The 23,820-nt window shown below is 67.5% G+C and carries 21 protein-coding genes and 5 tRNA genes; 21 read left to right on the plus strand and 5 right to left on the minus strand.

Annotated features, from left to right (window positions below; all coding sequences use genetic code 11):
* The first annotated feature begins 4 nt into the window (after positions 1-4).
* From LE190_RS04565 to LE190_RS04625, 13 genes are all read left to right on the plus strand, one after another.
* A complete protein-coding gene (locus LE190_RS04565) occupies positions 5-400 on the plus strand; it encodes a DUF4845 domain-containing protein (RefSeq protein ID WP_225237575.1) in 396 nt (131 codons plus the stop codon).
* A gap of 82 nt (positions 401-482) precedes the next feature.
* On the plus strand, positions 483-1,241 hold the full coding sequence (gene rnc / locus LE190_RS04570) for a ribonuclease III (RefSeq protein ID WP_229516863.1): 759 nt from the start codon (positions 483-485) through the stop codon (positions 1,239-1,241).
* Positions 1,238-2,179 carry a GTPase Era gene (gene era, locus LE190_RS04575; RefSeq protein WP_225237576.1) on the plus strand — a complete coding sequence of 314 codons (942 nt, stop codon included), beginning with the start codon at positions 1,238-1,240 and terminating at the stop codon, positions 2,177-2,179. The genes rnc and era overlap by 4 nt, the downstream gene beginning before the upstream one ends.
* A 24-nt stretch (positions 2,180-2,203) precedes the next feature.
* Positions 2,204-3,040 carry a DNA repair protein RecO gene (recO, locus tag LE190_RS04580; protein ID WP_225237577.1) on the plus strand — a complete coding sequence of 279 codons (837 nt, stop codon included), beginning with the start codon at positions 2,204-2,206 and terminating at the stop codon, positions 3,038-3,040.
* A 13-nt stretch (positions 3,041-3,053) separates the two neighbouring features.
* Entirely contained in the window at positions 3,054-3,827 is a 774-nt protein-coding gene (gene pdxJ, locus LE190_RS04585) for a pyridoxine 5'-phosphate synthase (protein WP_224947319.1), read from the plus strand.
* Between the two features lies 1 nt (position 3,828).
* Positions 3,829-4,242, plus strand: coding sequence for a holo-ACP synthase (acpS, locus tag LE190_RS04590; protein ID WP_225237578.1), 414 nt, complete (start codon positions 3,829-3,831; stop codon positions 4,240-4,242).
* Between the two features lie 188 nt (positions 4,243-4,430).
* The gene (gene uvrC / locus LE190_RS04595; protein ID WP_225238051.1) at positions 4,431-6,335 is read left to right on the plus strand and encodes an excinuclease ABC subunit UvrC; all 1,905 of its coding nucleotides are present in this window, start codon (positions 4,431-4,433) and stop codon (positions 6,333-6,335) included.
* 172 nt (positions 6,336-6,507) lie between these two features.
* On the plus strand, positions 6,508-7,089 hold the full coding sequence (pgsA, locus tag LE190_RS04600; protein ID WP_225237579.1) for a CDP-diacylglycerol--glycerol-3-phosphate 3-phosphatidyltransferase: 582 nt from the start codon (positions 6,508-6,510) through the stop codon (positions 7,087-7,089).
* A 97-nt stretch (positions 7,090-7,186) separates the two neighbouring features.
* Positions 7,187-7,262: transfer RNA gene (locus LE190_RS04605), tRNA-Gly, on the plus strand.
* A 72-nt stretch (positions 7,263-7,334) separates the two neighbouring features.
* Positions 7,335-7,410: transfer RNA gene (locus tag LE190_RS04610), tRNA-Gly, on the plus strand.
* Between the two features lie 56 nt (positions 7,411-7,466).
* Positions 7,467-7,542, plus strand: a tRNA-Gly gene (locus LE190_RS04615).
* Positions 7,543-7,581: 39 nt separating this feature from the next.
* A tRNA-Gly gene (locus LE190_RS04620) sits at positions 7,582-7,657 on the plus strand.
* Positions 7,658-7,731: 74 nt separating this feature from the next.
* Positions 7,732-7,805 (plus strand) — tRNA-Cys (locus LE190_RS04625).
* A 129-nt stretch (positions 7,806-7,934) separates the two neighbouring features.
* Here the strand turns inward: LE190_RS04625 and LE190_RS04630 are convergent.
* Positions 7,935-8,123, minus strand: a complete 189-nt coding sequence (locus LE190_RS04630) for a hypothetical protein (protein WP_225237580.1) — start codon at positions 8,121-8,123, stop codon at positions 7,935-7,937.
* A 150-nt stretch (positions 8,124-8,273) separates the two neighbouring features.
* Complete coding sequence (locus tag LE190_RS04635) at positions 8,274-9,524, minus strand: hypothetical protein (RefSeq protein WP_225237581.1); 1,251 nt, start codon at positions 9,522-9,524, stop codon at positions 8,274-8,276.
* 588 nt (positions 9,525-10,112) lie between these two features.
* On the opposite strand from LE190_RS04635, the gene LE190_RS04640 reads away from it, so the two are divergent.
* The 4 genes from LE190_RS04640 (at position 10,113) to LE190_RS04655 (ending at position 14,540) form a co-directional block, all read left to right on the plus strand.
* Positions 10,113-12,182, plus strand: coding sequence for a putative bifunctional diguanylate cyclase/phosphodiesterase (locus tag LE190_RS04640; RefSeq protein ID WP_225237582.1), 2,070 nt, complete (start codon positions 10,113-10,115; stop codon positions 12,180-12,182).
* A 197-nt stretch (positions 12,183-12,379) separates the two neighbouring features.
* Positions 12,380-12,700 carry a hypothetical protein gene (locus LE190_RS04645; protein WP_225237583.1) on the plus strand — a complete coding sequence of 107 codons (321 nt, stop codon included), beginning with the start codon at positions 12,380-12,382 and terminating at the stop codon, positions 12,698-12,700.
* 50 nt (positions 12,701-12,750) lie between these two features.
* Positions 12,751-13,368 carry a PAQR family membrane homeostasis protein TrhA gene (gene trhA, locus LE190_RS04650; protein ID WP_225237584.1) on the plus strand — a complete coding sequence of 206 codons (618 nt, stop codon included), beginning with the start codon at positions 12,751-12,753 and terminating at the stop codon, positions 13,366-13,368.
* 173 nt (positions 13,369-13,541) lie between these two features.
* A complete protein-coding gene (locus tag LE190_RS04655; protein ID WP_225237585.1) occupies positions 13,542-14,540 on the plus strand; it encodes a GGDEF domain-containing protein in 999 nt (332 codons plus the stop codon).
* 144 nt (positions 14,541-14,684) lie between these two features.
* Here the strand turns inward: LE190_RS04655 and LE190_RS04660 are convergent, their stop codons facing one another.
* A complete protein-coding gene (locus LE190_RS04660; protein ID WP_225237586.1) occupies positions 14,685-15,104 on the minus strand; it encodes a response regulator in 420 nt (139 codons plus the stop codon).
* A 415-nt stretch (positions 15,105-15,519) separates the two neighbouring features.
* Here LE190_RS04660 and LE190_RS04665 point away from each other — a divergent pair, with 415 nt between their 5' ends.
* From LE190_RS04665 to LE190_RS04680, 4 genes are read left to right on the plus strand one after another with little or no spacing between them, the layout of a single operon-like run.
* Entirely contained in the window at positions 15,520-15,957 is a 438-nt protein-coding gene (locus LE190_RS04665; protein ID WP_225237587.1) for a universal stress protein, read from the plus strand.
* A gap of 16 nt (positions 15,958-15,973) precedes the next feature.
* On the plus strand, positions 15,974-16,429 hold the full coding sequence (locus tag LE190_RS04670; protein WP_225237588.1) for a universal stress protein: 456 nt from the start codon (positions 15,974-15,976) through the stop codon (positions 16,427-16,429).
* Positions 16,430-16,441: 12 nt separating this feature from the next.
* Positions 16,442-17,632 (plus strand): GGDEF domain-containing protein, encoded by a 1,191-nt coding sequence (locus tag LE190_RS04675; protein WP_225237589.1) that lies wholly within the window; start codon positions 16,442-16,444, stop codon positions 17,630-17,632.
* Positions 17,629-20,193 carry a cation-translocating P-type ATPase gene (locus LE190_RS04680; RefSeq protein ID WP_225237590.1) on the plus strand — a complete coding sequence of 855 codons (2,565 nt, stop codon included), beginning with the start codon at positions 17,629-17,631 and terminating at the stop codon, positions 20,191-20,193. The genes LE190_RS04675 and LE190_RS04680 overlap by 4 nt, the downstream gene beginning before the upstream one ends.
* Here the strand turns inward: LE190_RS04680 and LE190_RS04685 are convergent, their stop codons facing one another.
* Together LE190_RS04685 and LE190_RS04690 are read right to left on the minus strand one after the other, a co-directional pair.
* Positions 20,194-20,781, minus strand: coding sequence for an NAD(P)H-dependent oxidoreductase (locus LE190_RS04685; RefSeq protein ID WP_225237591.1), 588 nt, complete (start codon positions 20,779-20,781; stop codon positions 20,194-20,196). It abuts the gene before it with no gap.
* The gene (locus tag LE190_RS04690; RefSeq protein ID WP_225237592.1) at positions 20,781-23,474 is read right to left on the minus strand and encodes a bifunctional acetate--CoA ligase family protein/GNAT family N-acetyltransferase; all 2,694 of its coding nucleotides are present in this window, start codon (positions 23,472-23,474) and stop codon (positions 20,781-20,783) included. Before LE190_RS04690 ends, LE190_RS04685 begins: the two co-directional genes overlap by 1 nt.
* Between the last annotated feature and the right edge of the window lie 346 nt (positions 23,475-23,820).

Consider the following 23,820-nt stretch of genomic DNA (forward strand, 5'->3'; position numbering starts at 1 on the left):
CACGATGCGTCAACTGCGTTCCAAGACTTTCCAGGCCGGCATCTCGCTGACCGGCCTCATCCTCGCGCTGGCCCTGCTCGGCGTGCTGGCGGTGTTTGCGCTCAAGCTGGTGCCGACCTACACCGAATACAGCGCGATCAAGGATGCGATCGTGCGCGCCAAGGAAACTGGCGGCACGACCCGCGAAATACAGGTAGCCTTCGACAAGAACGCCGGCATCAACAATGTCTCGGCGATCCACGGCCGCGACCTGGTCATCACCCGCGACGACGGCGAAGTGCAGATCAGCTTTGCCTATGAAAAGCGGGTGCCGCTGATGGGCAATGTCAGCCTGCTCATCGATTACGCGGGCACGACCGACCCGAACGGGATGGCGCCGCGGGCCGACGCGGACCAGTAACAGGCCAGTACCAGAACGCCGCGCGCGAGGGCGCCGGCGCAACCACGACAGCACAATGAATCTACAGTTATTGCAAACACGCTTGGGTTATACGTTCCGGGACACCGGCCTGCTCCAGCAAGCCCTGACCCACCGTAGCCATAGCGCGCTGCATAACGAACGCCTGGAATTCCTCGGCGACTCGATCCTGAACTGCGTGGTGGCCTCGATCCTGTACGAGCGCTTCACCCATCTCGACGAAGGCGACCTGTCGCGCCTGCGCGCCAACCTGGTCAAGCAGCAGTCGCTGTTCGAGATCGCCCAGAAGCTCGAGCTCTCGCAGTTCCTGCGCCTGGGCGAGGGCGAGCTGAAGTCGGGCGGCTTTCGCCGCCCGTCGATCCTGGCCGATACGCTGGAAGCCCTGCTGGGCGCGATCTTCCTCGACACCGGTTTCGATGCCGCACGCGACGCGATCCGCGCCTTCTACATCCCGCTGCTCGATACGGTCGACCCGGCCACCCTCGGCAAGGATGCCAAGACCCTGCTGCAGGAGTTCTTGCAGAGTAAGAAGATCCCGCTGCCGACCTACAACGTGGTCGCCACCCATGGCGCCGCCCACAGCCAGGAATTCGAGGTCGAATGCCTGGTGCCGAAGCTGAACGTGCAGGTCTTCGGCCGCGGCGGCAGCCGCCGCGCCGGCGAGCAGGCCGCCGCCCGCCTGGCGCTCGAAGCGGCGCAGGGCGCGCTGACGAAAGCACCGGCAGCCAGGAAAGCCAAGCCGCGCGCCGCCCAGCTGAAACTGGGCATCGCCACCATCCAGAGCGACGCTCCGGCCGAACCAACAGGAAGCAAACGAGCATGAGTACCGATCCTACCGATAGCAGCAATACCGAACATGGCATCGACCAGGGCGGGGCCGAAGGCTTCCGCTGTGGCTACATCGCCATCGTCGGCCGACCGAACGTCGGCAAATCGACCCTGATGAACGTGCTGATCGGCGCGAAAGTGTCGATCACCTCGCGCAAGGCACAGACCACGCGCCACCGCATCACCGGCATCCAGACCCGTGACAACGCCCAGTTCATCTACGTCGATACGCCGGGCTTCCAGACCCGCCATGCGAACGCGCTGAACAAGACGCTGAACAAGACCGTCTCGAACACCCTGACGTCTTCCGACGTGATCCTGTTCCTGGTCGAGGCGGGCACCTTCGGCCCGGCCGACCAGCAGGTGCTGGAGCTGCTGCCGAAGAACGTCCCGGTGGTGCTGGTGATCAACAAGTCGGACCGCATGAAGGACAAGGCGGTGCTGATGCCCTTCGCCCAGAAGATCGCCGCCATGCACGACTTCGCGGCCATCGTGCCGGTCTCGGCCAAGATGCGTTTCCAGGTCGATGCCCTGGAAAACGAAATCAAGCGCCATCTGCCGGAAAACCCGCCGGTCTTCGGACCGGACGACATCACCGACCGCAGCGAAAAGTTCCTGGCGGCGGAGATCGTGCGCGAAAAGGTGTTCCGCCTGCTGGGCGACGAATTGCCCTACACCAGCACGGTGCTGGTCGAGCAGTTCCAGCAGGAAGGCAACCTGCGCCGTATCTTCTGCGCCATCCTGGTCGAGCGTGATACGCACAAGTCCATGATCATCGGTAATAAAGGCGCGCGCCTGAAGGAAATCTCGACCCAGTCGCGCCTGGACATGGAAAAGCTGTTCGGGGGCCCCGTGTACCTGGAGATCTGGGTGAAGGTCAAGTCCGGCTGGGCCGACAACGAAGCGGGCCTGCGCGCCTACGGTTACGAGTAAGCTGCCGGAGGCCCGCCCACCCGCATGCCCGACCACGACGACCACATCGACACGCCGGATGCGCCACCCGGAGGCGCGGTATCGACGCCAGCCGCCGCGCCGGCAGCCTCCGCCACGGCTGCGGGCAAGCGTAGCCGTCCGCCCGTGCGCGAGACGCGCGTGACGGGCCAGCCCGGCTTCGTGCTGCACAGCTATCCGTACAAGGAAACCAGCCTGATCGTGGACATGTTTACGCGCGATTACGGTCGCGTGGGGGTGGTCGCGAAGGGTGCCAAGCGCCCGCTGTCGAAGCTGCGCGGCGTGCTGCAGACCTTCCAGCCGCTGTCGCTGTCCTTCAGCGGCAAGCATGAATTGCGTACCCTGATCGACGCCGAATGGGTAGGCGGCATGCTGCCGCTGGAAAAGACCGCGCTGCTGTGTGGCTTCTACCTGAACGAACTGCTGGTGAAACTGCTGGCGCGCGACGATAAGCATCCGCTGCTGTTCGACCACTACGTCTCGACCCTGAACCAGCTGGCCCATGGCGAACCGCCGCCGATCGTCTTGCGAAAATTCGAAAGGGCCTTACTTAAGGAGACGGGCGTGGCCGCCGACCTGGGGCGTTCGACCACGACGCGCGCGCCGGTCGACCCGGCGCGCGACTATGTGGTCGATCCGGAAAAAGGCGCGCGCGAAGCGGTGCCGGCCGACATCTGGCCCGTGGTGCTCGGTAAGACCCTGCTCGACATGGAGCGCGAGGACTACAGCGATCCGCAGACGCAGGGGCAGAGCAAGCAATTGATGCGCTTCCTGCTGGCGCACCACCTGGGCGGCGCGCCGCTGAATACGCGCCAGATCCTGATCGACCTGATGCAACTTTAGATAAAAGAACACCATGAGCTTCCTGCAACCCCTTGGCTCCGTCATCGACCTCGGCGTCAACATCGACCACGTCGCCACCGTACGCAACGCGCGCGGCACCAGCTATCCGGACCCGATCCGCGCGGCCCTGCTGGCCGAACAGGCCGGCGCCGACCTGATCACGCTGCACCTGCGCGAAGACCGCCGTCACATCAAGGATGCCGACGTGATCGCCCTGCGCCCGCAGCTGGGCACGCGCATGAACCTGGAGGCGGCCGTGACGCGCGAGATGATCGACTTCGCCTGCCAGGTCAGGCCGCAGGACGTGTGCCTGGTGCCGGAACGGCGCGAGGAAGTCACCACCGAGGGCGGCCTCGACGTCATCCGCTACTACAAGGAAGTGGAGAGCGCGGTGCGGCAGTTGCAGGGCGAGGGCATCCGCGTCTCGCTGTTCATCGATGCCGACGCGGCCCAGATCGAGGCGGCCAGCGCGGTCGGCGCCACCGTGATCGAGCTGCACACCGGGCGCTATGCCGAAGCCGAAGGCGAGGAGGTCGCGCGCGAGATCGAACGCATCAAGGCCGGTGTGCATGCCGGCGCCAGCCGCGGGCTGCGCGTGAACGCCGGCCACGGCCTGCACTACACCAATGTGCAGCCGATCGCGGCCATCGCCGACATCCACGAGCTGAACATCGGCCATGCGATCGTCGGCCACGCCCTGTTCGTGGGCTGGGAAAACGCGGTGCGCGAGATGAAGGCCATCATGGTGGCGGCGCGCCTTGGCGTGCGCTACGGAGCGGGGAGCTGACATGATCTACGGCATCGGCACCGACATCGTCCAGATCTCGCGTGTCGAGGCCGCCCTCGCACGCAGCGGCCCGCGTTTCGCCGAGAAGATCCTCGGCCCCCAGGAACTTGAAAAATACCACGCGCGCAGCAGCAAGAACGCGGTGCGCGGCCTGCGTTTCCTGGCCACCCGCTTCTCGGCCAAGGAAGCGTTTTCCAAAGCGATCGGGCTGGGCATGCGCATGCCCATGACCTGGCGCTCGATGCAGCTGCTGAACGCCCCGAGCGGCAAGCCGGTGATCGTCTGCGGCGGCGCCCTCCAGCAATTCATGCAAGATAACCGGCTCAGCGCCCAGGTGACGATCAGCGACGAAGCCGACTATGGCGTCGCCTTCGTGATCGTGACCCAGGCGCCGGGCGACACGATGGCAGAGTGATGTCCGAAGCAAAACCCGAAGACAAGGGGGCGCCCGAAGCAGCGGAAGCGCCGGTGGCGTATGTGGCCGCGAATGGCGCGGCCATGCCGGCTCCCGCGCCGGTGGCCGACAAGCCCGCCCGTACCCGCAAGGCCAGCGCCAGGCCCGAAGTGCCGGCCCCGCGCCCCCGTCCCGACGGCTGGCAGGCGATGAAGGAAGAATTGAAGGCCACCCTCGAAGGCGATGCGCGCACGCCGGTGCAACCCAGCGCCGGCGCGCGCGAGCAGGTGCTGGCCACGGTCGCCAGGCTGCCCGGGCTGCCGGGCGTGTACCGCTATTTCGACGCCAATGACAAGGTCCTGTACGTCGGCAAGGCGCGCAACCTGAAGAACCGGGTGTCGAGCTACTTCCAGAAGAACCTGTCGAGCCCGCGCATCGCGATGATGGTGGGGCAGATCGCCAAGCTGGAAACGACGGTGACCAGCAGCGAGGCCGAAGCCCTGATCCTGGAAAACAACCTGATCAAGTCGCTCAAGCCACGCTACAACATCCTGTTCCGCGACGACAAGTCCTACCCCTACATCAAGATTTCAAGCGGCGAGGCGCCGCGCATGTCCTACTACCGTGGCGCGCTGGACAAGAAGAACCAGTACTTCGGGCCTTTCCCGAGCGCCTGGGCGGCCAAGGAGTCGATCCAGCTGCTGCAGCGGGTGTTCCTGCTGCGCACCTGCGAGGACAGCGTGTACAGCAACCGCACGCGTCCCTGCCTGCTGCACCAGATCGGCCGCTGCAGTGGCCCCTGTGTCGACCTGATCGCGCCGGAAGACTACCAGCGCGATGTCGACAACGCGGCGCGCTTCCTGCGCGGGCGCCAGACCGAGGTGCTGGCCGACCTCGAGCAGAAGATGCAAGCCTACGCGATGGAGCTGAAATTCGAGCGCGCCGCCAGTGTGCGTAACCAGATCCAGGCCCTGTCCAAGGTGCTGCACGCGCAGAGCATGGAGACCGTTGGCGACGCCGATGTCGACGTGATCGCGGTGGTGGTGCAGGGCGGGCGCGCCTGCGTCAACCTGGCCATGGTGCGCGGTGGGCGCCACCTGGGCGACCGCGCCTATTTTCCGACGCACGTGGGTGACGCATTGGGTGGACCTTTGGGAGAATGCCCGATCGAGACCGAGGTGCTGTGCGCCTTCCTGGCCCAGCACTATGCCGGCCAGTTCATCCCGGGCACCCTGATCCTGAACATCGAATTCGACCAGCCGGAACTGATCCATGCGCTGGCCCAGCAGTGCGGCCACCGCATCAACCTGATCTTCCAGCCGCAGGGGCAGCGCCGCCAGTGGCTGGAGCTGGCCTGCAAGAACGCCGAGATCTCGCTGGCGCGCCTGCTGTCGGAGCAGGGCTCGCAGCAGGCCCGCACGCGCGCCCTGGCGGATGTGCTCAACCTGGACGCCGAGACGCTGGACGAGCTGCGCATCGAATGCTTCGACATCAGCCACACGGCAGGCGAGGCGACCCAGGCTTCGTGCGTGGTGTTCCATCACCACGCGATGCAGAACGGCGAATACCGGCGCTTCAACATCAACGGCATTACCCCGGGCGACGACTACGCCGCGATGCGCCAGGTCTTGCAGCGCCGCTACGAAAAGGTGGCGAACGGCGAGGGCGTGACGCCGGACATGGTGCTGGTCGACGGCGGCAAGGGCCAGGTCGAGATGGCGCGCCAGGTGTTCGAGGAGCTCGGCCTGCCGGTCTCGATGATCGTGGGCGTGGCGAAAGGGGAGGGCCGTCGCGTGGGCCTGGAAACGCTGATCTTCGCCGACGGCCGCGCGCCCCAGGAGCTGGGCAAGGAATCGGCCGCGCTGATGCTGGTGGCCATGATCCGCGACGAGGCGCACCGATTCGCCATCACCGGCATGCGCGCCAAGCGCGCCAAGGCCCGCCAGGCGTCGCGCCTGGAAGAGATCGAAGGCATCGGCGCCAAGCGCCGCCAGCGCCTGCTGGCCCGCTTCGGCGGTCTGCGCGGGGTGATCGACGCCAGCGTGGAAGACCTGATGTCGGTCGAAGGCATCTCGAGCACGCTGGCGGAAGAAATCTACCGCCAGCTGCACTGAAGGGCGCGGACGGTGGCCGTGGGGTGGGCGGGTCTCCTGCCCACGCGGTGCCAGGGCGCGGGCCACGGGCGCACGCTCGCGATACGGCATGCAGACGCGTCATCTAGTCCAATTTGCAATACCCATGTAGACTTACGCGGAAACTTTCATTCCCGTAATCAGTGCTTCCTCCATGCCCTTCAACATCCCGATTCTCCTGACCTGGTTACGCGTAGCGCTGATTCCCCTGGTTGTAGGCGTTTTCTATCTCCCCACCCACTGGCTGCCGCTGGCCGACCGCAACCTGGCGGCGACCCTGGTCTTCATCATCGCCGCCATCACCGACTGGTTCGACGGCTTCCTGGCGCGGCGCTGGAACCAGACCTCGGCCTTCGGCGCCTTCCTCGACCCGGTGGCGGACAAGCTGATGGTGGCGGGGGCGCTGCTGGTGCTGGTGCAGCTGGACCGGGTGAACGCCATCATCGCCTTCATCATCATCGGCCGCGAGATCACGATCTCGGCCCTGCGCGAATGGATGGCCCAGATCGGCGCCACCAAGTCGGTGGCGGTCAGCTCGCTCGGCAAGATCAAGACCGCGGCCCAGATGACGGCGATCCCGATGCTGCTGTTCCATGACGTGGTCCTGCAGATCGATACCCACTACTGGGGCGAGTACTTCCTGTGGCTGGCCGGCGTGCTGACGGTCTGGTCGATGTTCTACTACTTGCGCCGCGCCTGGCCGCTGATCAAGGAAAAGGCCCAGGTGGGCAACTGAGCTTGTAATAAATGTTCGGTCTCATCCTTGACGTACGGAATAGAATCTCTATAATGCCTGCCTGTTGCGACGACAACGCAGCAGGATGAAAGACAAAGCGGGAGTAGCTCAGTTGGTAGAGCGCAACCTTGCCAAGGTTGAGGTCGAGAGTTCGAGACTCTTCTCCCGCTCCAGTTTTCCAGATCCGGCCAGTTCGGTTGATCTTGAAAAAATGTCAAAGTTCTGCAATAATCGTTGTTCTGTACGCGGGAGTAGCTCAGTTGGTAGAGCGCAACCTTGCCAAGGTTGAGGTCGAGAGTTCGAGACTCTTCTCCCGCTCCAGTCTTCCCAGGAAGGGCTGGCGCGACAGGCGATAGTAAAGATAGTAAGACTCCAATGCGGGAGTAGCTCAGTTGGTAGAGCGCAACCTTGCCAAGGTTGAGGTCGAGAGTTCGAGACTCTTCTCCCGCTCCAAAGGTTTTACGGCACGCGCGGCGTGTGTTTCACTCCTAAGCGGGAGTAGCTCAGTTGGTAGAGCGCAACCTTGCCAAGGTTGAGGTCGAGAGTTCGAGACTCTTCTCCCGCTCCACATTCAGGGAAGCCATGGCGTCCCGGTTGATACGGCACATAACCCGCCGGATCAGCTAGCCTAAGATGAAATCTGGCGAGGTAGCAAAGCGGTTATGCAGCGGCCTGCAAAGCCGTCTAGACGGGTTCGACTCCCGTCCTCGCCTCCAGAACATCTCACTCGCAAGCGCCAGCCGCTGATGGTGAAAACGAATGGCCTCCTTTACGGAGGCCATTTTTTTCTCACTTCCCGCTGTGCACCGCGACGCGTGCCGCGTCGGGGAGGTCCTTGCCCCATACTAATGCGCGCGCGGCCTGCCTGAACCATAAGGGTGAGTGCTGACGGGACGGGCATCGGGAAACGTGTGCCGGAAAAGCGTTGCGTCACCGCCGTTCGCTCCGATCCATGCACGGGCCTCGGCGACGCGCTCGGCGTTCTCGAAGCAATATACGTCATCGCCGAGCGTCACTTCGTTGGTCAGTTCCATTCCGCCCCTTTTCCTCTGGAGCGCGCACGGTATCGCACATCCGCGCGCGGCGCACCACGATCGCTGCGCCGCCAGTTGGCTCCGTATGGCAGCGGCCTTGCTCGCGCCAAAGAGAGGCCCAGAACATGTTTACTAGGCAAGTAAGCTTGCTCAGCGCCCGTCATCATCCCATCCTGCGCGCAGGGCCGCCCTGATCTCGTCCCAGCTTGCTGGCTGGCCCCCGCCTTGGTCGAGTTCCCACGCGGCGCGCAGCGCGTCCTCGACCTCATCCCAGTCGCGGCCCTGGAACATGGACCTGGCGCGCGCATGATGGCCGAAGCGATATACCGGTGCAAGCTCTTCGTAGCTGGTCCCGGGATAGGTGCGGGCGTGGTGGAGACGATAGGCGGTTTCATCCGGATCAGGGCCGATCCCGGTCCTGTTCCAGCCATGCCTGACGGTGTCCACGAAGTGCTTCCAGGCGGTCGCTGTGGCCCGATGTCCCCGTGATCCCGCGCTTCCGGTTGCACCGGCAGGCGCGCCCCGACCAGGACGGCGGAGATCCCTGGCTTCCGCGGTGGTGTCGGGGTAGGACGTCCGCCAGTGACTCCGGTGATAGCTGTCGTCGTCGATCTCCGGATGCGTGCTGCTCCATCCCTGGCGCACCGCTGGCGCGGACGCGTCCCAACCGGGCCTGTCGGCACCGCTCGCCTCCCATAGCCGCTTCAGGTCGGCGTCCGACTCGCACCACGCGCGGTTGCGGAAGCGTTCATCCTCGTGCATGTCGCGGCCGAAGCGGAAGGCGCCGCTTGCCCCACGGTCGGCGACGGACGATCCAGTGTGCTCGTCCCGCAGCACCGCGCCCCCGGGCAAGGCGCCCGGCCAGAATCCCTCCGCTAGCATTGGTTCTTTCCAGGTAGTCCCTGTCCCGGCAGGGTCATCGGTATTGCGGTCGCCGAAATAATGGCTCGCCCCGCGTCTGGCAAACTGCAGTGCTCCTGGCACGGCGGTGCTGCGGCGGGAGACGTCGTGCATGCCTGCTAGTGGAGCGGACAGGCCGGAGCCCGTCTCGTCGTCGGCGTAGCGCATGAATCCGGCGATCAGGGAGGTGGCAATTTTGGCTTCCTCGGCCGAATCGGTCGCGAGGGTGAGAATGTGGCTGTCCGCCGGCATTGGACCCGCGTCGGGCGTTTCGGCGCGGCTGTCCGCCAGCCCGAGCACGCGGGAGAGGAGGCGCGCGGAGGAGGTCTCGGGCCGCTCGCGCCAGCGAGGCGCCGATGCCTCGCCGCCATAGCCGGGACGCATGCCGGAGACGGTCACCAGCCGCATGTCCGCCTGCGGGTATCCCGACACCAGCAGTTCGTCCAGCGCCTGCTGGGCTTTGCTGCGGTCGTCAAAGATCGCTTTCAGTTCGTGTCGCATGATGCCTCCTGCTACCAAGAGTGAAACGTGGTTGCCGGCGGGCTCGGGAATGGTCGATGTGGTCGCTTGAACGATGCCGGCGGAATCGCACTGCGTCAGGGTACGGTCCGCAGGATGCGGGCTGTGTCGGTTGCCGGGGCGGCGCAGGCGTGCGCGACAGAACGGTGACCGGAAGGGCAGGGCTGCCGCGACATACGGAGCCGGAAAGACAGTGTACTCCAATGCGGCTGCCAGGCCGGGCAAGCCGCAAAATATCGTCCGCGTGTAAGCTGCCGCTTGCGGCCGTGTGCGCAGCCGGCACCGGCCGTCGTTCGCACGATTGGCGCGGCGGTGCCGGCGCAACGTGCTAGTATCTCCCGTATTGACGCCCATGGGCGCGGGGAGCCAAGCATGAGGCTGATCGAACCTGACGAGCTGAAGCGTTATGCCCAGGTCCCGGATGGGCTTACGTGGACAGGAATACCCCGTAGGCAACGGGGCCGCGTGGATCCGAGCCGTTGAACGCGACCTGCTCGCCGGGCGCGTCGCTTGAGCCTGCATCGCGTACCTGCCCCAGCGGCGTGAGTCGGGCAGGCAACCGGAGGCAGCTTGGCTAACCGGATCCTCATCATCTCGCCCGACGCCGACGATGTCGAGGCCCTGCGGCATGCGCTACGCAATGCTTCCGACGGCCCGTTCGACGTCGAGGATGCTGCCTTGCTTGAATGCGGCCTGCGCCGTATCGAACAGGGTGGGATCGATGCGATCCTGCTTGACCTGCACCTTGCTGATAGCCATGGCCTGGAATGCTATGACCAGGTGTACGCGGCGGCGCGCCACACCCCGATCATGATCCTGTGCACGCTTGCTGAAGAACATGACGCCCACGAGGCGGTCCAGCGCGGCGCCCAGGGCTGGCTGGCGAAGGGCTACTTCGACAACAACCTGGTTCCGCAGTCGCTGCGCAACGTGATCGAGCGGATGAAGGTCGAGCAAAGGCTTGACGCTGTCCAGGCGCGCGCCCAGATTACGCTGAACTCGATCGGCGACGCCGTCGTCTCGGTCGACATGCACGGGCTGGTCGACTACCTGAACGTCGCCGCCGAAAAGATGACGGGCTGGAACCGGGACGACGCCCGGGGGCGGCCGGTCGCGGAGGTGCTGGTGCTGGCCGACAGCGACGGTGCTGGTCCGGTCATCAATCCCGTGGAAGCCGTGCTGCAGGCGGGCCGCGCCGAAAGCCTGAGCGGGGAAGTCGTGCTGGTCGATCGCCATGGCGGAAGGCGGCCGATCGAAGATTCGGCGGCGCCCATCTTTGACTGGAACGGCCAGCTCGTGGGCGCGGTCATGGTATTCAGGGACATTTCCGACAACGTCGCGCTGACAACGCAGATGAAGCACCTCGCCCAGCACGACTTCCTCACCAACCTGCCCAACCGCGTGCTCCTGAGCGACCGCATCACCCAGGCCATCGCCTCGGCCAGGCGCAACAATACCTGTCCGGCGCTGCTGTTCCTCGACCTCGACAAGTTCAAGCACATCAACGATTCCCTTGGCCACGCGGTCGGCGACCGCCTCCTGCAGGCCGTGGCCGGGCGCCTGCTCGACTGCATACGCACATCCGACACGGTCAGCCGCCACGGGGGCGACGAGTTCGTGATTCTGCTGGCGGACGAGCGGCGCGCCGGGGATGCGGCGCTGGCCGCCGAGAAGATCCTGCTCGCCATGTCTACGCCTTTCCTGATCGACGGACACCAGCTGCATACTTCCACGAGCATCGGCATCAGCGTGTTTCCCCTTGACGGTCTGGATGCCGCCGAACTGATCAAGAGTGCCGACACCGCGATGTACCATGCCAAGGAGCGCGGCCGCAATGCTTACCAGTTCTTCCGCCCTGACATGAATGCCCGTGCGATCGAGCGCCAGCTCATCGAAAGCAGTCTGCGCCTCGCGCTGGAACGGGCCGAGTTCGTCCTCCACTACCAGCCCAAGCTGGACTTGGAAAGCGGAACGGTCACCGGCGCCGAAGCCCTGCTGCGCTGGCAGCATCCCGAATGGGGCATGGTCTTGCCTGAGCGCTTCATCCACATTGCCGAGGAATGCGGCCTCGTGATTCCTCTCGGGCGCTGGGTATTGCGCGAAGCCTGTGAACAGGCGGTGCGCTGGCGCTACAGCGGCGTAGGCCAGGTGTCGATCGCGGTCAACGTGTCCGCCATGGAGTTTCGTCACCACGATTTCTTCGACCACGCGCTTGCGGTCTTCGAGGCGACCGGCGTCGACCCGGCCTGCCTGCAGCTGGAGCTGACCGAAAGTGTCCTGATGCGCGATGTCGTGGCCAGCGCCGGCCTGCTGGCGAAGTTCAAGGCAATGGGAGTGCAGATTGCCGTGGATGACTTTGGCACGGGGTACTCGAGCCTGAGCTACCTGAATCAATTTCCCATCGACGTGCTCAAGATCGACCAATCCTTTGTCAGGGCGATCGACGGCGGCCTGGAGGGCAACGGTGCGATCGTGAGCGCCGTGATCGGCATGGGCAGGAGCCTGCGCCAGCGTGTCATCGCGGAAGGCATCGAGAATGCGGCGCAGCTGGCTTTCCTCAAGCAGCACGGCTGCAGCGAAGGGCAGGGATTCTTTTTCAGCGCGGCCGTCGACGCCGACCGTCTGCGGGCCATGCTCTGAGCCCGCGCGCAGGGCAATCCAGCCAGGCCTGATGTGCGCAAAGAACGAATACTTACACTTTTTTCTCCCATACGCGGGCTGCGCGGCGCATAGTGGCCAGAACAGCCTGGGTCCGTTTATCCGCCGATTCCGGCCCCGTCCGCCAATGGCAGTGATCGCGCGGGACTGCCAGTCAACTCGACCACCCGGAGCAAGGCATGCATACTGTCCTGGAATTCCCGGCCAAAGTATTTGGCCAGTGGGGAGCGATCGCACAGGAGATCGTTCCCTATCTGGTGCAGCATGGCGTGAAACGGGATGCAATCCCCGCTATCCTGGAGCGCATCCGGGCGCGATGGGATCAGTCGGCGCCGCCGGCTGCCCCCCGCGCCGCGCTGTCCGATTGCGACGAGGCCGCGCGGGCGTCCGGCCAATGGGAGGAAGGCGAACTGTATGCCTCCCGGCACTGGCGTTCGCAATCGGCCAGGACGCTGATCGAATCCGCCATGGCGGATTACTTGCGCCATGGCCGCGACTGATCCCGCTCCCGCGCGCCGGGCAGTGGCACGCACGGCCGGCAGGGCTGCGCATGGAACACGGTGAACGCTTAAACAGCGTGTCGCACGCCTTTGGTACGCTGCTGGCCGCTGCCAGCGGTGTGTACCTGATCGTCGTGACGGCGCGCGGCGGCGACCCCTGGAAAATCGTTGCCTGCAGCATCTATACGTTGACCCTGCTGGCGATGTACCTGGCGTCCACGCTCTACCACAGCATGCACGGCGCGGCCAGGAAGCTGCTGCGCAAGGTCGACCATTGTGCCATCTACCTCCTGATCGCAGGTAGCTATACCCCGTTCACCCTTGTCGCGCTGCGCGCGAATGTGGGGTGGACGCTGTTCGGTGCTGTATGGGCGCTGGCCCTGTTCGGCATCGTCCAGGAGCTCCTTCACGCCAGCCGGACACGCCTCCTTTCGCTGGTGGTATACCTGTCGATGGGCTGGCTCGCCGTGCTGGCCATCGGGCCCCTGCTGGATGCCCTCGGCCGCACCGGCTTCGCCTGGCTGGCAGGCGGGGGGGTGCTTTATACGGTCGGGGTCGTGTTCTATGCCACTGATCACAAGCTACGCCACGGCCACGGTATCTGGCACCTGTTCGTCCTGGCCGGCAGTGCCTGCCACTACATCGCCGTCCTGCGCTATGTCGCCTGAGAGCGTAGGTCGGGAGCGTTTCGCCGTTGCGGTGAACGCGCTGGTCCAGTGCCACCATCGCGCGTATGATGAAACGACCCCTCGGGCTGCGTCTCCCGCGCGGGCCGGGTGCGGACGGAGGGCCGGCGATGACAGGGCATGCCGATCACGATACGGGCTTGGAGGTCCGGCACATGCGGGCCTTGCTCGTGCTGGCACGCGAATTGATGCAGGTCGAGAGCGCCTGCGCCGTGCTGGCGTTGGCCGGACGCGCCATGGCCGAGCTGGCCAAGGTCGAGAGCGCCTTGCTGCTGGTGCGCGGCGAAGTGACGGAATCGATCGCTTTCGACCGCGAGGGCAGGCCGCACAAGGCAGCAGCCGGGCACCCGTGGTATCGATGGGCGCAGGAACGGTTCGAAGGCGGGAACGGGGGCATCGACTTGGCGGATCCGCGCACGATGCTGGTCGGCGTCCCCTGCCGTCATGCCATGGCCGTGCTGGCTGCCGGCTGGAGTGCCGCCGCGCCACCAGCGGTCGGGGAAGAGCGCAGCAGGGTGCTGACGACGATTCTCGAACTGTCCATTGCCTCCCTCGGCAGAATCGCGTCCAGCGCGGCGCTGGAAGCGCTGGTCACGACCCAGTATCGCCAGATGGCAGATAGCGCCAGCGCGCATGCCGAGGAACTGGCGCGCCGTGATCTTTCCGAGAGCGCCGTGCGTGCTCTTGCTCTGACCGACGTCCTGACCGGTCTCAACAACCGGCGCGGTTTTTACGTGCAGGCTGAGCACCTGTTCAGGCTGGCCCGACGCAAGCATGCAGGCTGTTCCGTGATCTATGCGGATATCGACGGCCTCAAACTGGTCAATGACCAGCTTGGTCATGCAGCGGGCGACCGGCTGATCCAGGACGCCGCCGCCGTGCTGCGGGAGTCCCTGCGCGACAGCGACGTGCTGGCCCGTTTCGGTGGAGACGAGTTCGTGGCCTTCGTCCTCGACGATGCGCATCCGCGCGTCATGCTGGCAAGGCTGCGCGAGAATCTCCGTGCATTCAACTTGATGCAGGAACGGCCTTACCATCTCGCGGTAAGTGCCGGTGCGGTCCGGTGCGATCCGGCTGGCGGCACGGCACTGTCCGACTACGTGCAATTGGCTGATCGGGAAATGTACCGGCACAAGCCGAAGCGCCTGCACTGAGCCCGGTCACTGCCGGCATGCCGTTCAAGGACTGCCGGCCTGGGCAAGGGGGGGGCTGGCGACATGACCTGGGACGGCCGCCACGACCGGGACGGCGCGCCCCTCGCCCGGATGCATGCGGCGCGGTTTAGTCCGGCCTCGCGTTCAGGTGGATCGCCGGCGTCGTTCCAGGAACGGAGAGGAACAATCCAGCTGCAGGCCCGTGCCATCGATGCCGAACTGGAGGATCCTGCGCAGTGATTCCATCGAAGCGGGACGCCTTACGACCGCGTTGACGCAGGGTATGCTTCCGGCCTTGGCATGGCGGTATTCATTGGCGTTCGTCGCGGCGAAGATCAGTGTCGCTCCGGGCGCACTCCGCTTGAGTTCGGCCGCGAGATGCCTTCGGTCCGCGACCCGCGCGTCGGTGTCGGTCACGATCAGGTCGAAGCGAATCGCACTGGCGACGTTCAATGCCTGGTTAGGTGTGCGGACGGCAGCAGTGAGATATCCCAGCAATTGCAGAAAATGGGACAGCCTGCCTCGCTCCCCTGCATCCTTATCGAGTACCAATGCGCATTTCATCCCGTCCTCCTTTAATAGGGATGAAGATGAATGCAGCAACTTCAAGCGGATGATTTGTAACAGTGAAGCGTTGAGGCAATCCCCCGGGCTTCCCGCGTCGCGCCAGTCCTGCCATGGCTGCATGGATCCATGTGGCTGCACCGACATGTCGATGGCGCAGTCGTCATACAAACCGAGGGCGGCAGGTGTCGAACAAGGCCGAGCTGACGGTGAGGAATGCGGTGAACACACTAGCATCGTGACGGGAATCTTTGATGTGCATCAAAGATTTTACCGATCCAGAAGAACAGACTGCACCTGCAGCGCGCGAATACCGATGGCATGCATCCCTTGCCGCCCGGTTGCTCAGGATGCCACGGCACCGAGGTGCTTCGGCCTTGTTCAGCTGTCGCTGTTCATATTCCGGAGGTGAGCGATGTACAAGCGTATCCTGCTGCCGACCGACGGGTCGGACGCATCCCGGCGCGCCACCCTGTCCGCCATCGACTTCGCCCGCAGCATCGGCGCCGAGCTGGTCGCGATGACGGCCACGCCCGAGTTCCACACCTTGAGCACCGATAGCGACATGCTCGAGCAGACGCCCGAAGGGTATGCCCAGACAAGCCAGGCGCGCGGCCAGCGCCTGCTGGACGAGGTGCTGGCCGCCGCGCGCGATGCGGGCGTGCCCTGTACCGGCGTGCAAGTGGCGTCGGACGAACCCTATGAGGCGATCATCGCCAGTGCGCGCCAGCACATGTGCGACCTGATCGTGATGGCCTCGCACGGCCGGCGCGGCATCAAGGGATTGCTGCTTGGCAGCGAAACCCAGAAAGTGCTGGTCCACAGTGCGATTCCGGTGCTGGTGCACCGCTGAACGGAACGGAGGAACTATGTACCAACGCATTTTGGTGCCGACCGACGGTTCGCCCGTCTCCGAAGCGGCGGTCGACACGGCCATCGCGTTTGCACAGGGGCAAGGCAGCGCCATCGTGGCGCTTTCCGTCGCCGTGCCCGTGCCGGCCTTCCAGTCGGTCGAGGGCGCCATCGCCTACGATCCGGGCCCGCAGGCCGCGGCGCTGCTGGAGCACGCGCGGGGCTGCGTGGATGCCATCGCCGCGCGTGCCGGCAAGGCGGGCGTTCCCTGCACCACGCTGACCTGCAGCGCGCTCGACGCCGCCAGAGCGATCATCGACACAGCAGAGGAGCAGCGCTGCGACCTGATCGTCATGGGCTCGCACGGACGGCATGGCCTGAGCCGCCTGCTGGCGGGCAGCGTGACCCAGGCCGTGCTGCACTATGCGCCGATGGCGGTGATGGTGCTGCGCCCACCCCCGCTGCCCGGCTGACGAGGCTGACCGGTGCGAGCGGGAAAGCAGTCGCCGGCGCCATTCTGGCCCAGGATCCCCGCGCAGGCCGCCACGCCCGAGCCGGGCTCCTGGCGCCGCCTGTTCGGCAAGGCGGCTGCGCTGTCCGGCCGACTGGCTCCTGAGGACGAGCGCGAGTTCGGGCAGGCGCTCGACCGTGGCTTGTCCGACGCCTTGCCCGCCTTCGGCATCGCATTCGGGTGCGGCGTCCTGTTGTTCAGCGCCTGGGACTACTGGATCGCGCCGGAACACGCCGCCACCACCGCCTTGCTGCGCCTTGCCCTGGTGCTGGTGGGCGCGCTCGGCTACCTGCGCTGGGGCGGCCGCATGCCGGTGGCCTGGCGCTGCGGGCTGGTTTACGCCACCCATGTCGGTGCGATGATCCTCAGCGCGAGCCTGCTCCCGGATGGACTGGTGCTGGCCCTGCCGGCGATCACCGGCACCATGTTTCCGCTCGCCCTGGTCGAGCCGCGCCTGTCACGCCTGGCAGCCCTGGTCGGCCCGCCAGCCCTGCTGTTCGGGGTGGTGGGCGCCACCGTGCTGCCACAAGCGGTGTTCGCCAGCTGCCTGCTGGTGTATGCCGCGATGTGCGGCCTGCTGGCGGCGGTCGCCCTGTTCCAGGGCCGCCTGCTGCGCAAGGATTTCATGGCCGAGCGCGCGCTGGCCTATTCGGCGCGCCACGACAGCCTGTGCGGCGTGCTGGCGCGCGGCTATCTGCTGGAGCTGGCCAGCCACGACATCGCGCTGGCACGCCGCTACGGCCATCCGCTGGCGATCGCCATGGTCGATATCGACCATTTCAAGCGCGTCAACGACACCTGGGGCCATCCGGCCGGCGACACGCTCCTGCGCGCGGTCAGCAGGGCGTGCGCCGGCGCGCTGCGCGCCAGCGACTATTTCGGGCGGGTTGGCGGCGAGGAATTCGTCTGCGTGATGCCGGAAACCGGCGAGACCGAGGCCCTGGCCTGCGCCGAGCGCATGCGCCTGGCAGTGGCCGCGCTGCGGGTGGCCACGCCGGCTGCAACGCTCAGCTGCACGGTCAGCATTGGCGTTGCCCGGCTGGCGCCCGGGCATGGCGACGTCCTTGCGCTGCTTGCCGATGCCGATGCGGCGCTGTACCGGGCCAAGGAGGGCGGACGCGATCGCGTCGAACTGGCCGCGCCGGCCATGCCGGACGGCGCATGAAACGCGACCCGGGCGCCGTTCCGTCCGGCCTGGACAGCGGGGAGGCAGCGCGCCGTCTCGCGCGCGATGGCCCCAACGCCTTGCCCGACAGTGGCCGCCGGCGCTGGCCGCGCATCGCCGCCGACGCCGCGCGCGAGCCCATGCACGCGTTGATGGTGGGCGCCGCGCTCCTCTACCTGCTGCTGGGCGAACCGCTCGAAGGCGGGTTCCTGTTCGCCGTGGTTGGCGTGATGGTGGCGATGACGCTGTACCAGGAGGGGCGCACCGAGCGCGCGCTGCAGGCCTTGCGCGCGCTCGGCGCGCCGATGGCCCTGGCATGGCGCGATGGCCGTGCGCAGCGGATACCGGCTGACGCGCTGGTCGCGGGCGACCTGGTCGAGCTCGGGGAGGGAGACCGGGTGCCGGCCGACGGCCTGCTGCTGGCGGCCTCCGGACTGCAGATCGACGAGTCCCTGTTGACCGGCGAGTCGGTTCCGGTCGGCAAGATCGCAGCCCCGAAGGACGACAACGCAGCGCATGCGCCAGCGCCCGGCGGCGCCGACCTGCCATGGGTGTTTTCCGGCACCCTGGTGGTGCAGGGACACGGCCTGGTCCGGATCCGCGCCACCGGCGCACGCAGCGAAATCGGCCGCATCGGTGCCGCGCTGGGGCGGCTCGCGCCGCCGCCCGGGCGCTTGCGGCGCGAGACCACGGCGCTGGCGCGCCGCTTCGCGCTGCTCGGCGGATTGGTCAGTGCGGCCCTGGTCGTGCTGCTGGTCGCGCGCGGCGCCGGGCCGGTCCAGGCCCTGCTGGCCGGTATCGCCCTGGCGATGTCGATGTTGCCGGGCGAGTTCCCGGTGATCCTGACCGTCTTTCCGGCCATCGGTGCCTGGCGCCTCGCGCACAGCCAGGTCCTGACCCGGCGCCTGGCGGCGATCGAGATCCTGGGCTCGACCTCGGCCCTGTGCGTCGACAAGACCGGGACCCTGACCGAAAACCGGATGGCGGTGGCGCGCCTGTGGCGTGACGGTGTCCTCCACGATGCCACCGCGGGCGCCGCGCTGACGCCGCCCCAGCGCGAACTGCTGGCCGGCGCGCTGCGCGCCAGCCGCGCCCTCGGCAGCGACCCGATGGATGGGGCGTTCTGGCGCCTGGCCGGCCAGGCGCTGCCCGGTGGGGGCGCGTTGCCGGCCGGCTGGACCCTGGTCCACGAATACGGGCTGACGCCGGCGCGGCGCGCGCTGGTGCATGTGTGGGACGAGGGCGACGGCAGTCTGCTGGCCGCCGCCAAGGGGGCGCCCGAGACCGTGGTGGCGATGTGCCGGCTGGACGCGGCGCAGCGCACGGCGGCGCTGGACGCGGCCGCCGCCATGGCTGTGGACGGACTGCGCCTGCTGGCGGTGGCGCAGGCGCGCCTGCCGGCCGGCACCGCGCGCTGGCCCGCCGATCCGGCCGCCTTCGACTTCGAACTGCTCGGCCTGGCCGCGCTGGCCGACCCCTTGCGTGCCGATATCCCGGCTGCCGTCGGCGCCTGCCGCACCGCCGGCCTGCGCGTGCTGATGATCACGGGCGACCATGCCGGAACCGCGCGCGCCATCGCACGCCAGGCGGGCCTGGCGGCGGACGGGCCGGGGGCGGTCCTCTCCGGCGCCGAGATCGCCACCCTCGACGACGCCGCGCTGGCGCGCCGCCTCGATGGCGTCGGCGTGTGCGCGCGCATCGCGCCCGAGCAGAAGCTGCGCATCGTCCAGGCCCTGCAGCGGCAGGGCGCCGTGGTCGCCATGACGGGCGACGGCGTCAACGACGCGCCGGCGCTGCGCGCTGCCGACGTCGGCGTCGCCATGGGCCTGCGCGGCACCGACGTCGCGCGCGAGGCCGCCGAACTGACCCTGCTCGACGATCGCTTCAGCTCGCTAGTCGAGGCGATCGCGGCGGGCCGCCGGATCTTCGGCAACATGCGCAAGTCGATGCGCTATGTGATGGCAGCGCATGTGCCGATCGCCGGCATGGCCTTGCTGCCGGCCCTGCTCGGCTGGCCAATCCTGCTGTACCCGCTCCACATCGTGTTCCTGGAGCTGGTCATCACCCCGGCCTGCTCGGTGGCGTTCGAGAACGAGCCGGCGGAAGCCGACCTGATGCGAAGGCCACCGCGCCCGCCAGGCGACGTCCTGTTCGGCGGCAGGGCGATCGCCAGCGCGCTGCTGCAGGGCATCTGGCTGCTGTGCCTGCTCGGTGCGCTGTATGGCTGGGCGCTGGCGCGGCTGCCGGAGCCCGAGGCGCGTGCTACCGCCTTCGTCGGACTGGTGCTCGGCAACCTGGCGCTGCTGGTGTCTAACCGGCAGGGCCACGGCGTCATCCGCATCTTGCGCACCGGGAACCCGGTGTTCTGGGGCATCGTCGGCATGGCGCTGCTGTTGCTGGGGCTCGCGGTCTGGCTACCGGCGCTGGCGGGGCTCCTCAGCCTGGCGCCCCCGCCAGCGTCGGCGCTGGCGGCCACCGGCGGCGTGGCGCTGCTGGCCCTGGGCGGACTCGAGTTGCGCAAATGGACGGCATTGCACCCTTGGCGCCACCCGACGGCGTGATCAGGCCGCCCGCGTACCGAGCTGGTACAAGCGGGCGCGCCAGGCGGCGACGCGGCGCGGCGGCATCGCGCCGGCCGTCCCCACGACCGTCGTGGCCACTGGCCGGATGCCGGCGAATTGCAGGATGTTGCGGCGCAGGAGCTGCAGGCCGTGGGCGCGGTAGAACCAGCGGTACAGGGGAGCTGGCATGCCCATGGTGACGACGATGCGTGCGCTGCATCCGGCCAGCAGGCCGGAGCGTAGCGGATTGCCGGCTTCGCGTGCGATCGCGAAGCCGGGACGCAGCACCTGCTCCAGGAAACCCTTCAGGCGCGCCGGCATGTCGCCCAGCCAGAGCGGATAGATCAGGAGCAGGTGCTGCGCGCGGGCAATCGCTTCCTGCGCCGGCAACAGCACGGCGGGCACCGCGCCATCCTGCCAGTCGGCCGGGTCCGACAACAGCGGGAATGCCAGCTGCGCCGGTTCGAGTGTCTCGACAAGGTGTCCGGCCGCGCGGGCGCCTTCGGCATACGCCTCGGCCAGCGCATGGCACAGGTGCAGGTGGGTGGCATCGGGATGCCCCTGGATGATCAGGATGCGCTTGCCCATCACGGCGCCCGGGGCAAGGAAAGTTGCATCCTGACGCTGCCGTCGGCTTCGCTTCCGAGCACGAAGCCAAGGCTGGCCGCGAGCGCATGCATGCGCGTGTTCTCGGCCAGCGCCACCCCCTCGACCAGGGGAACCCGGCGCGCCGCGCAGTAGTCGAGCAGGCAGGACATCAGGAGACGGCCCAAGCCGCGGCCCTGCAGGTCGGAGCGCACCGTCACCGCGAACTCGCCGCGCAGGTCGTCGGGATCGAAGCAGATCCGCGCCACGCCCAGCGTTTCCGGGCCGCCCGGGGCCGGCCTGGTCGCGATGAAGGCCATTTCGCGCGCGTAGTCGATCTGGGTGAAACGCGCCAGCTGCTGCGGCGACAGGTCGCGCATCATGCCGAACATGCGCATGTGCACATCCTGCGGGCTGAGGGCGCGGAAGAATGCCAGGTGGGCCGGCGCGTCCTCGGGGCGGATCGGGCGGATCGTCAGGGGACCGAGGCTGCTGTCGACCTGGCGTTCGAGCGCATCGGGGTAGGGCAGGATCGCCAGCCGCGCGCTGCCGTCATTCCCCGCTGGCAGGGGTTCGAGCCGCATCCGCGCGTCCAGGGCCACCACGCCGTCGGCGTCGGCCAGCAGCGGATTGATGTCGAGCTCGACCAGTTCGGGCAGGTCGGCCGCCATCTGGCCTACGCGCACCAGCGTGTCGTACAGGGCGTCGTGATCGGCCGCCGGGCGTCCGCGAAATCCTGCCAGCAGCCGTGCCACCCGCGTGCGCCGGACCAGGTCGGCGGCCAGTACCCGGTTCAGGGGTGGCAGGCCGACCGCCTGGTCGGCCGTGACTTCGACCGCGATGCCGCCCTGGCCGAACAGCACGACAGGACCGAACACCGGGTCGGTGCTGATCCCGACGATCAGCTCCAGCGCCTGCGGCCGGCGTACCATCGGCTGCACGGTGAAGCCGTCGATGCGGGCCTGGGGGCGCAGGGTGCGTACCCGCGCCAGCATCGCGTCCAGCGCGGCGCCGAGCGCCTGCTCGTCGGCCAGGTCGAGGGCGACGCCGCCGACGTCGGTCTTGTGCGCGATGTCCGGCGACAGGATCTTGAGCGCAACCGGAAAGCCCATGCGGCGCGCGGCCGCCAGCGCGCCGGCCCGGTCCGCGGCCGTTTCGGTGGCCACGGTCGGGATGCCGTAGGCCGCCAGCAAGGCCTTGGTGTCGCGTTCGCCGATCTGGCGCGCGCCGGCCGCCAGCAAGGCCTCGATCCGGGCGCGCGCGGCGCGCCGGTCCGGCACCGGCAGTTCGCCGGCGCCGGGGGCCTGGGTCAACACGGCCTGGTTGCGGCGGTACTCGACCAGTTGCAGGAAGGCCTTCACCGCCTCTTCGGGCGTGTCGAACACCGGTACGCCGGCCTCGATGCACAGGCGGCGCGCTTCCTGGACGCTGGGGCCGCCCATCCAGCAGCACAGCACCGGGCGTGGCGCCCCGACCGCCAGGGGCAGCAGGGCGCGTGCGATGTCGGCGCCCGGGACGATGGCGGTGGGGGCGTGGATCAGCAGCACGGCATCGAAGCCGGGAGCATCCAGCAGCGCCTGCAGCGCCGCATGGTAGCGCGCGGCCGGCGCGTCGCCGACGATGTCCACCGGATTGCCGTGCGACCAGAGTGGCGGCAGGACGGCCTCCAGGCGCTCCAGGGTGGCGGGGCCTAGCGGCGCCAGTTCGCCGCCAGCGGCGAGCAGGGCGTCGGCAGCCATCACGCCGGGGCCGCCGCCGTTGGTCAGGATCGCCAGTCGCGCGCCGCCCGGTACGCGTGCGCGCGCCAGCATCGCGACCGCATCGAACAGCTCGGCAGTCGTGTCCACGCGCAGCATGCCGGCGCGCCGGATGGCGGCGTCGTAGACCAGGTCGGAGCCGGCCAGGGCGCCAGTATGGCTGAAGGCGGCATGCGCCGCACCCGCCGCGCGGCCCGACTTCACCACCAGGGTCGGCTTGCCACGCGCCGCGCCGCGCGCCGCGCTCATGAACTTGCGCGCCTGGCGCACGCTTTCGACGTACAGCAGGATGGCGTCGGTATCCGGGTCGGCCGCCAGCCAGTCGAGCAGGTCGCCGAAATCGACGTCGCTGCCGTCGCCCAGGGAGACGAAGCAGGAAAAGCCGATGCGGCGGGCCGCCGCCCAGTCGAGCACAGCGGTGACGAGGGCGCCCGACTGGGCCACGAAGGCGAGCCGCCCAGGCAGGGCGCCGCCGGGCGCGAAGCTGGCGTTCAGGCCGATGCCAGGCACCAGCATCCCGACGCAGTTCGGGCCAAGGATACGCAGCAGCCAGGGCCGGGCTGCATCGAGCATGGCCTGGCGCAGGCTGCGCGGCGGCGTGGCGCGGTCTTCCTCGTATAGGGCGTCCAGGCCGGCGCTGAGGACGATCGCGGCGCGGCATCCGGCCGCGCCGAGCGCCTCCACCAGGGCGGGCACGCTGCGGGCCGGGGTGCAGATCACGGCCAGGTCCGGCACGCCTGGCAGTGCGCCGATGTGTGGCCAGGCCTGGCGGCCCCCGACCTGCGCGTGGCGCCGGTTGACCGGCCACAGGGCGCCACCGAACCCTCCCGCAACTAGGTTGCGCCATACCGTGGCGCCGACGCTGCCCGGGCGGTCGGACGCGCCGATCACCGCCACCGAGGCCGGACGGAACAGGTAGTGGAGGTTGCGGGTGCTCATCGGTTTCCTCGCCGTTGATCGTCAGCACCAGCCTAGCGAACTGAATCGATAATTCATTTGATCTGTATCAAAATCGAGCGGAAACTATCTGTTAAGCGGCGGATGGCCGCAAGTGTTTTTGCGCCGCCAATGCCCTACATTGGCGTATTTGATTTGGATCAAAGACTGGATGATGTGGACTAGGGAGACTGCCGGTTCGGTCCCCATGTCCATCCTCCCCGGGCGAGCAACATGACACGTGCTGTTCCTCTCTCCTCACAAGGCCCGCATGGCGTCGTGCGCGCGCTGGCGCAGGCGCGCACAGCCGTCTCGTGCTGCCTTGTACCATGCCGCACCCGGGATCGAG

The organism is Massilia hydrophila (assembly GCF_020208145.1).
GTDB classification, from domain to species: Bacteria; Pseudomonadota; Gammaproteobacteria; order Burkholderiales; family Burkholderiaceae_D; genus Telluria; species Telluria hydrophila.

Bases quoted from the DNA above. Each gene is read 5' to 3' on its own strand.
- LE190_RS04565 (WP_225237575.1), top strand. From the start codon at position 5: ATGCGTCAACTGCGTTCCAAGACTTTCCAGGCCGGCATCTCGCTGACC.
- era (WP_225237576.1), top strand. From the start codon at position 1,238: ATGAGTACCGATCCTACCGATAGCAGCAATACCGAACATGGCATCGAC.
- recO (WP_225237577.1), top strand. From the start codon at position 2,204: ATGCCCGACCACGACGACCACATCGACACGCCGGATGCGCCACCCGGA.
- pdxJ (WP_224947319.1), top strand. From the start codon at position 3,054: ATGAGCTTCCTGCAACCCCTTGGCTCCGTCATCGACCTCGGCGTCAAC.
- acpS (WP_225237578.1), top strand. From the start codon at position 3,829: ATGATCTACGGCATCGGCACCGACATCGTCCAGATCTCGCGTGTCGAG.
- uvrC (WP_225238051.1), top strand. From the start codon at position 4,431: ATGAAGGAAGAATTGAAGGCCACCCTCGAAGGCGATGCGCGCACGCCG.
- pgsA (WP_225237579.1), top strand. From the start codon at position 6,508: ATGCCCTTCAACATCCCGATTCTCCTGACCTGGTTACGCGTAGCGCTG.
- LE190_RS04630 (WP_225237580.1), bottom strand. From the start codon at position 8,123: ATGGAACTGACCAACGAAGTGACGCTCGGCGATGACGTATATTGCTTC.
- LE190_RS04635 (WP_225237581.1), bottom strand. From the start codon at position 9,524: ATGCGACACGAACTGAAAGCGATCTTTGACGACCGCAGCAAAGCCCAG.
- LE190_RS04645 (WP_225237583.1), top strand. From the start codon at position 12,380: ATGCATACTGTCCTGGAATTCCCGGCCAAAGTATTTGGCCAGTGGGGA.
- trhA (WP_225237584.1), top strand. From the start codon at position 12,751: ATGGAACACGGTGAACGCTTAAACAGCGTGTCGCACGCCTTTGGTACG.
- LE190_RS04655 (WP_225237585.1), top strand. From the start codon at position 13,542: ATGCGGGCCTTGCTCGTGCTGGCACGCGAATTGATGCAGGTCGAGAGC.
- LE190_RS04660 (WP_225237586.1), bottom strand. From the start codon at position 15,104: ATGAAATGCGCATTGGTACTCGATAAGGATGCAGGGGAGCGAGGCAGG.
- LE190_RS04665 (WP_225237587.1), top strand. From the start codon at position 15,520: ATGTACAAGCGTATCCTGCTGCCGACCGACGGGTCGGACGCATCCCGG.
- LE190_RS04670 (WP_225237588.1), top strand. From the start codon at position 15,974: ATGTACCAACGCATTTTGGTGCCGACCGACGGTTCGCCCGTCTCCGAA.
- LE190_RS04680 (WP_225237590.1), top strand. From the start codon at position 17,629: ATGAAACGCGACCCGGGCGCCGTTCCGTCCGGCCTGGACAGCGGGGAG.
- LE190_RS04685 (WP_225237591.1), bottom strand. From the start codon at position 20,781: ATGGGCAAGCGCATCCTGATCATCCAGGGGCATCCCGATGCCACCCAC.
- LE190_RS04690 (WP_225237592.1), bottom strand. From the start codon at position 23,474: ATGAGCACCCGCAACCTCCACTACCTGTTCCGTCCGGCCTCGGTGGCG.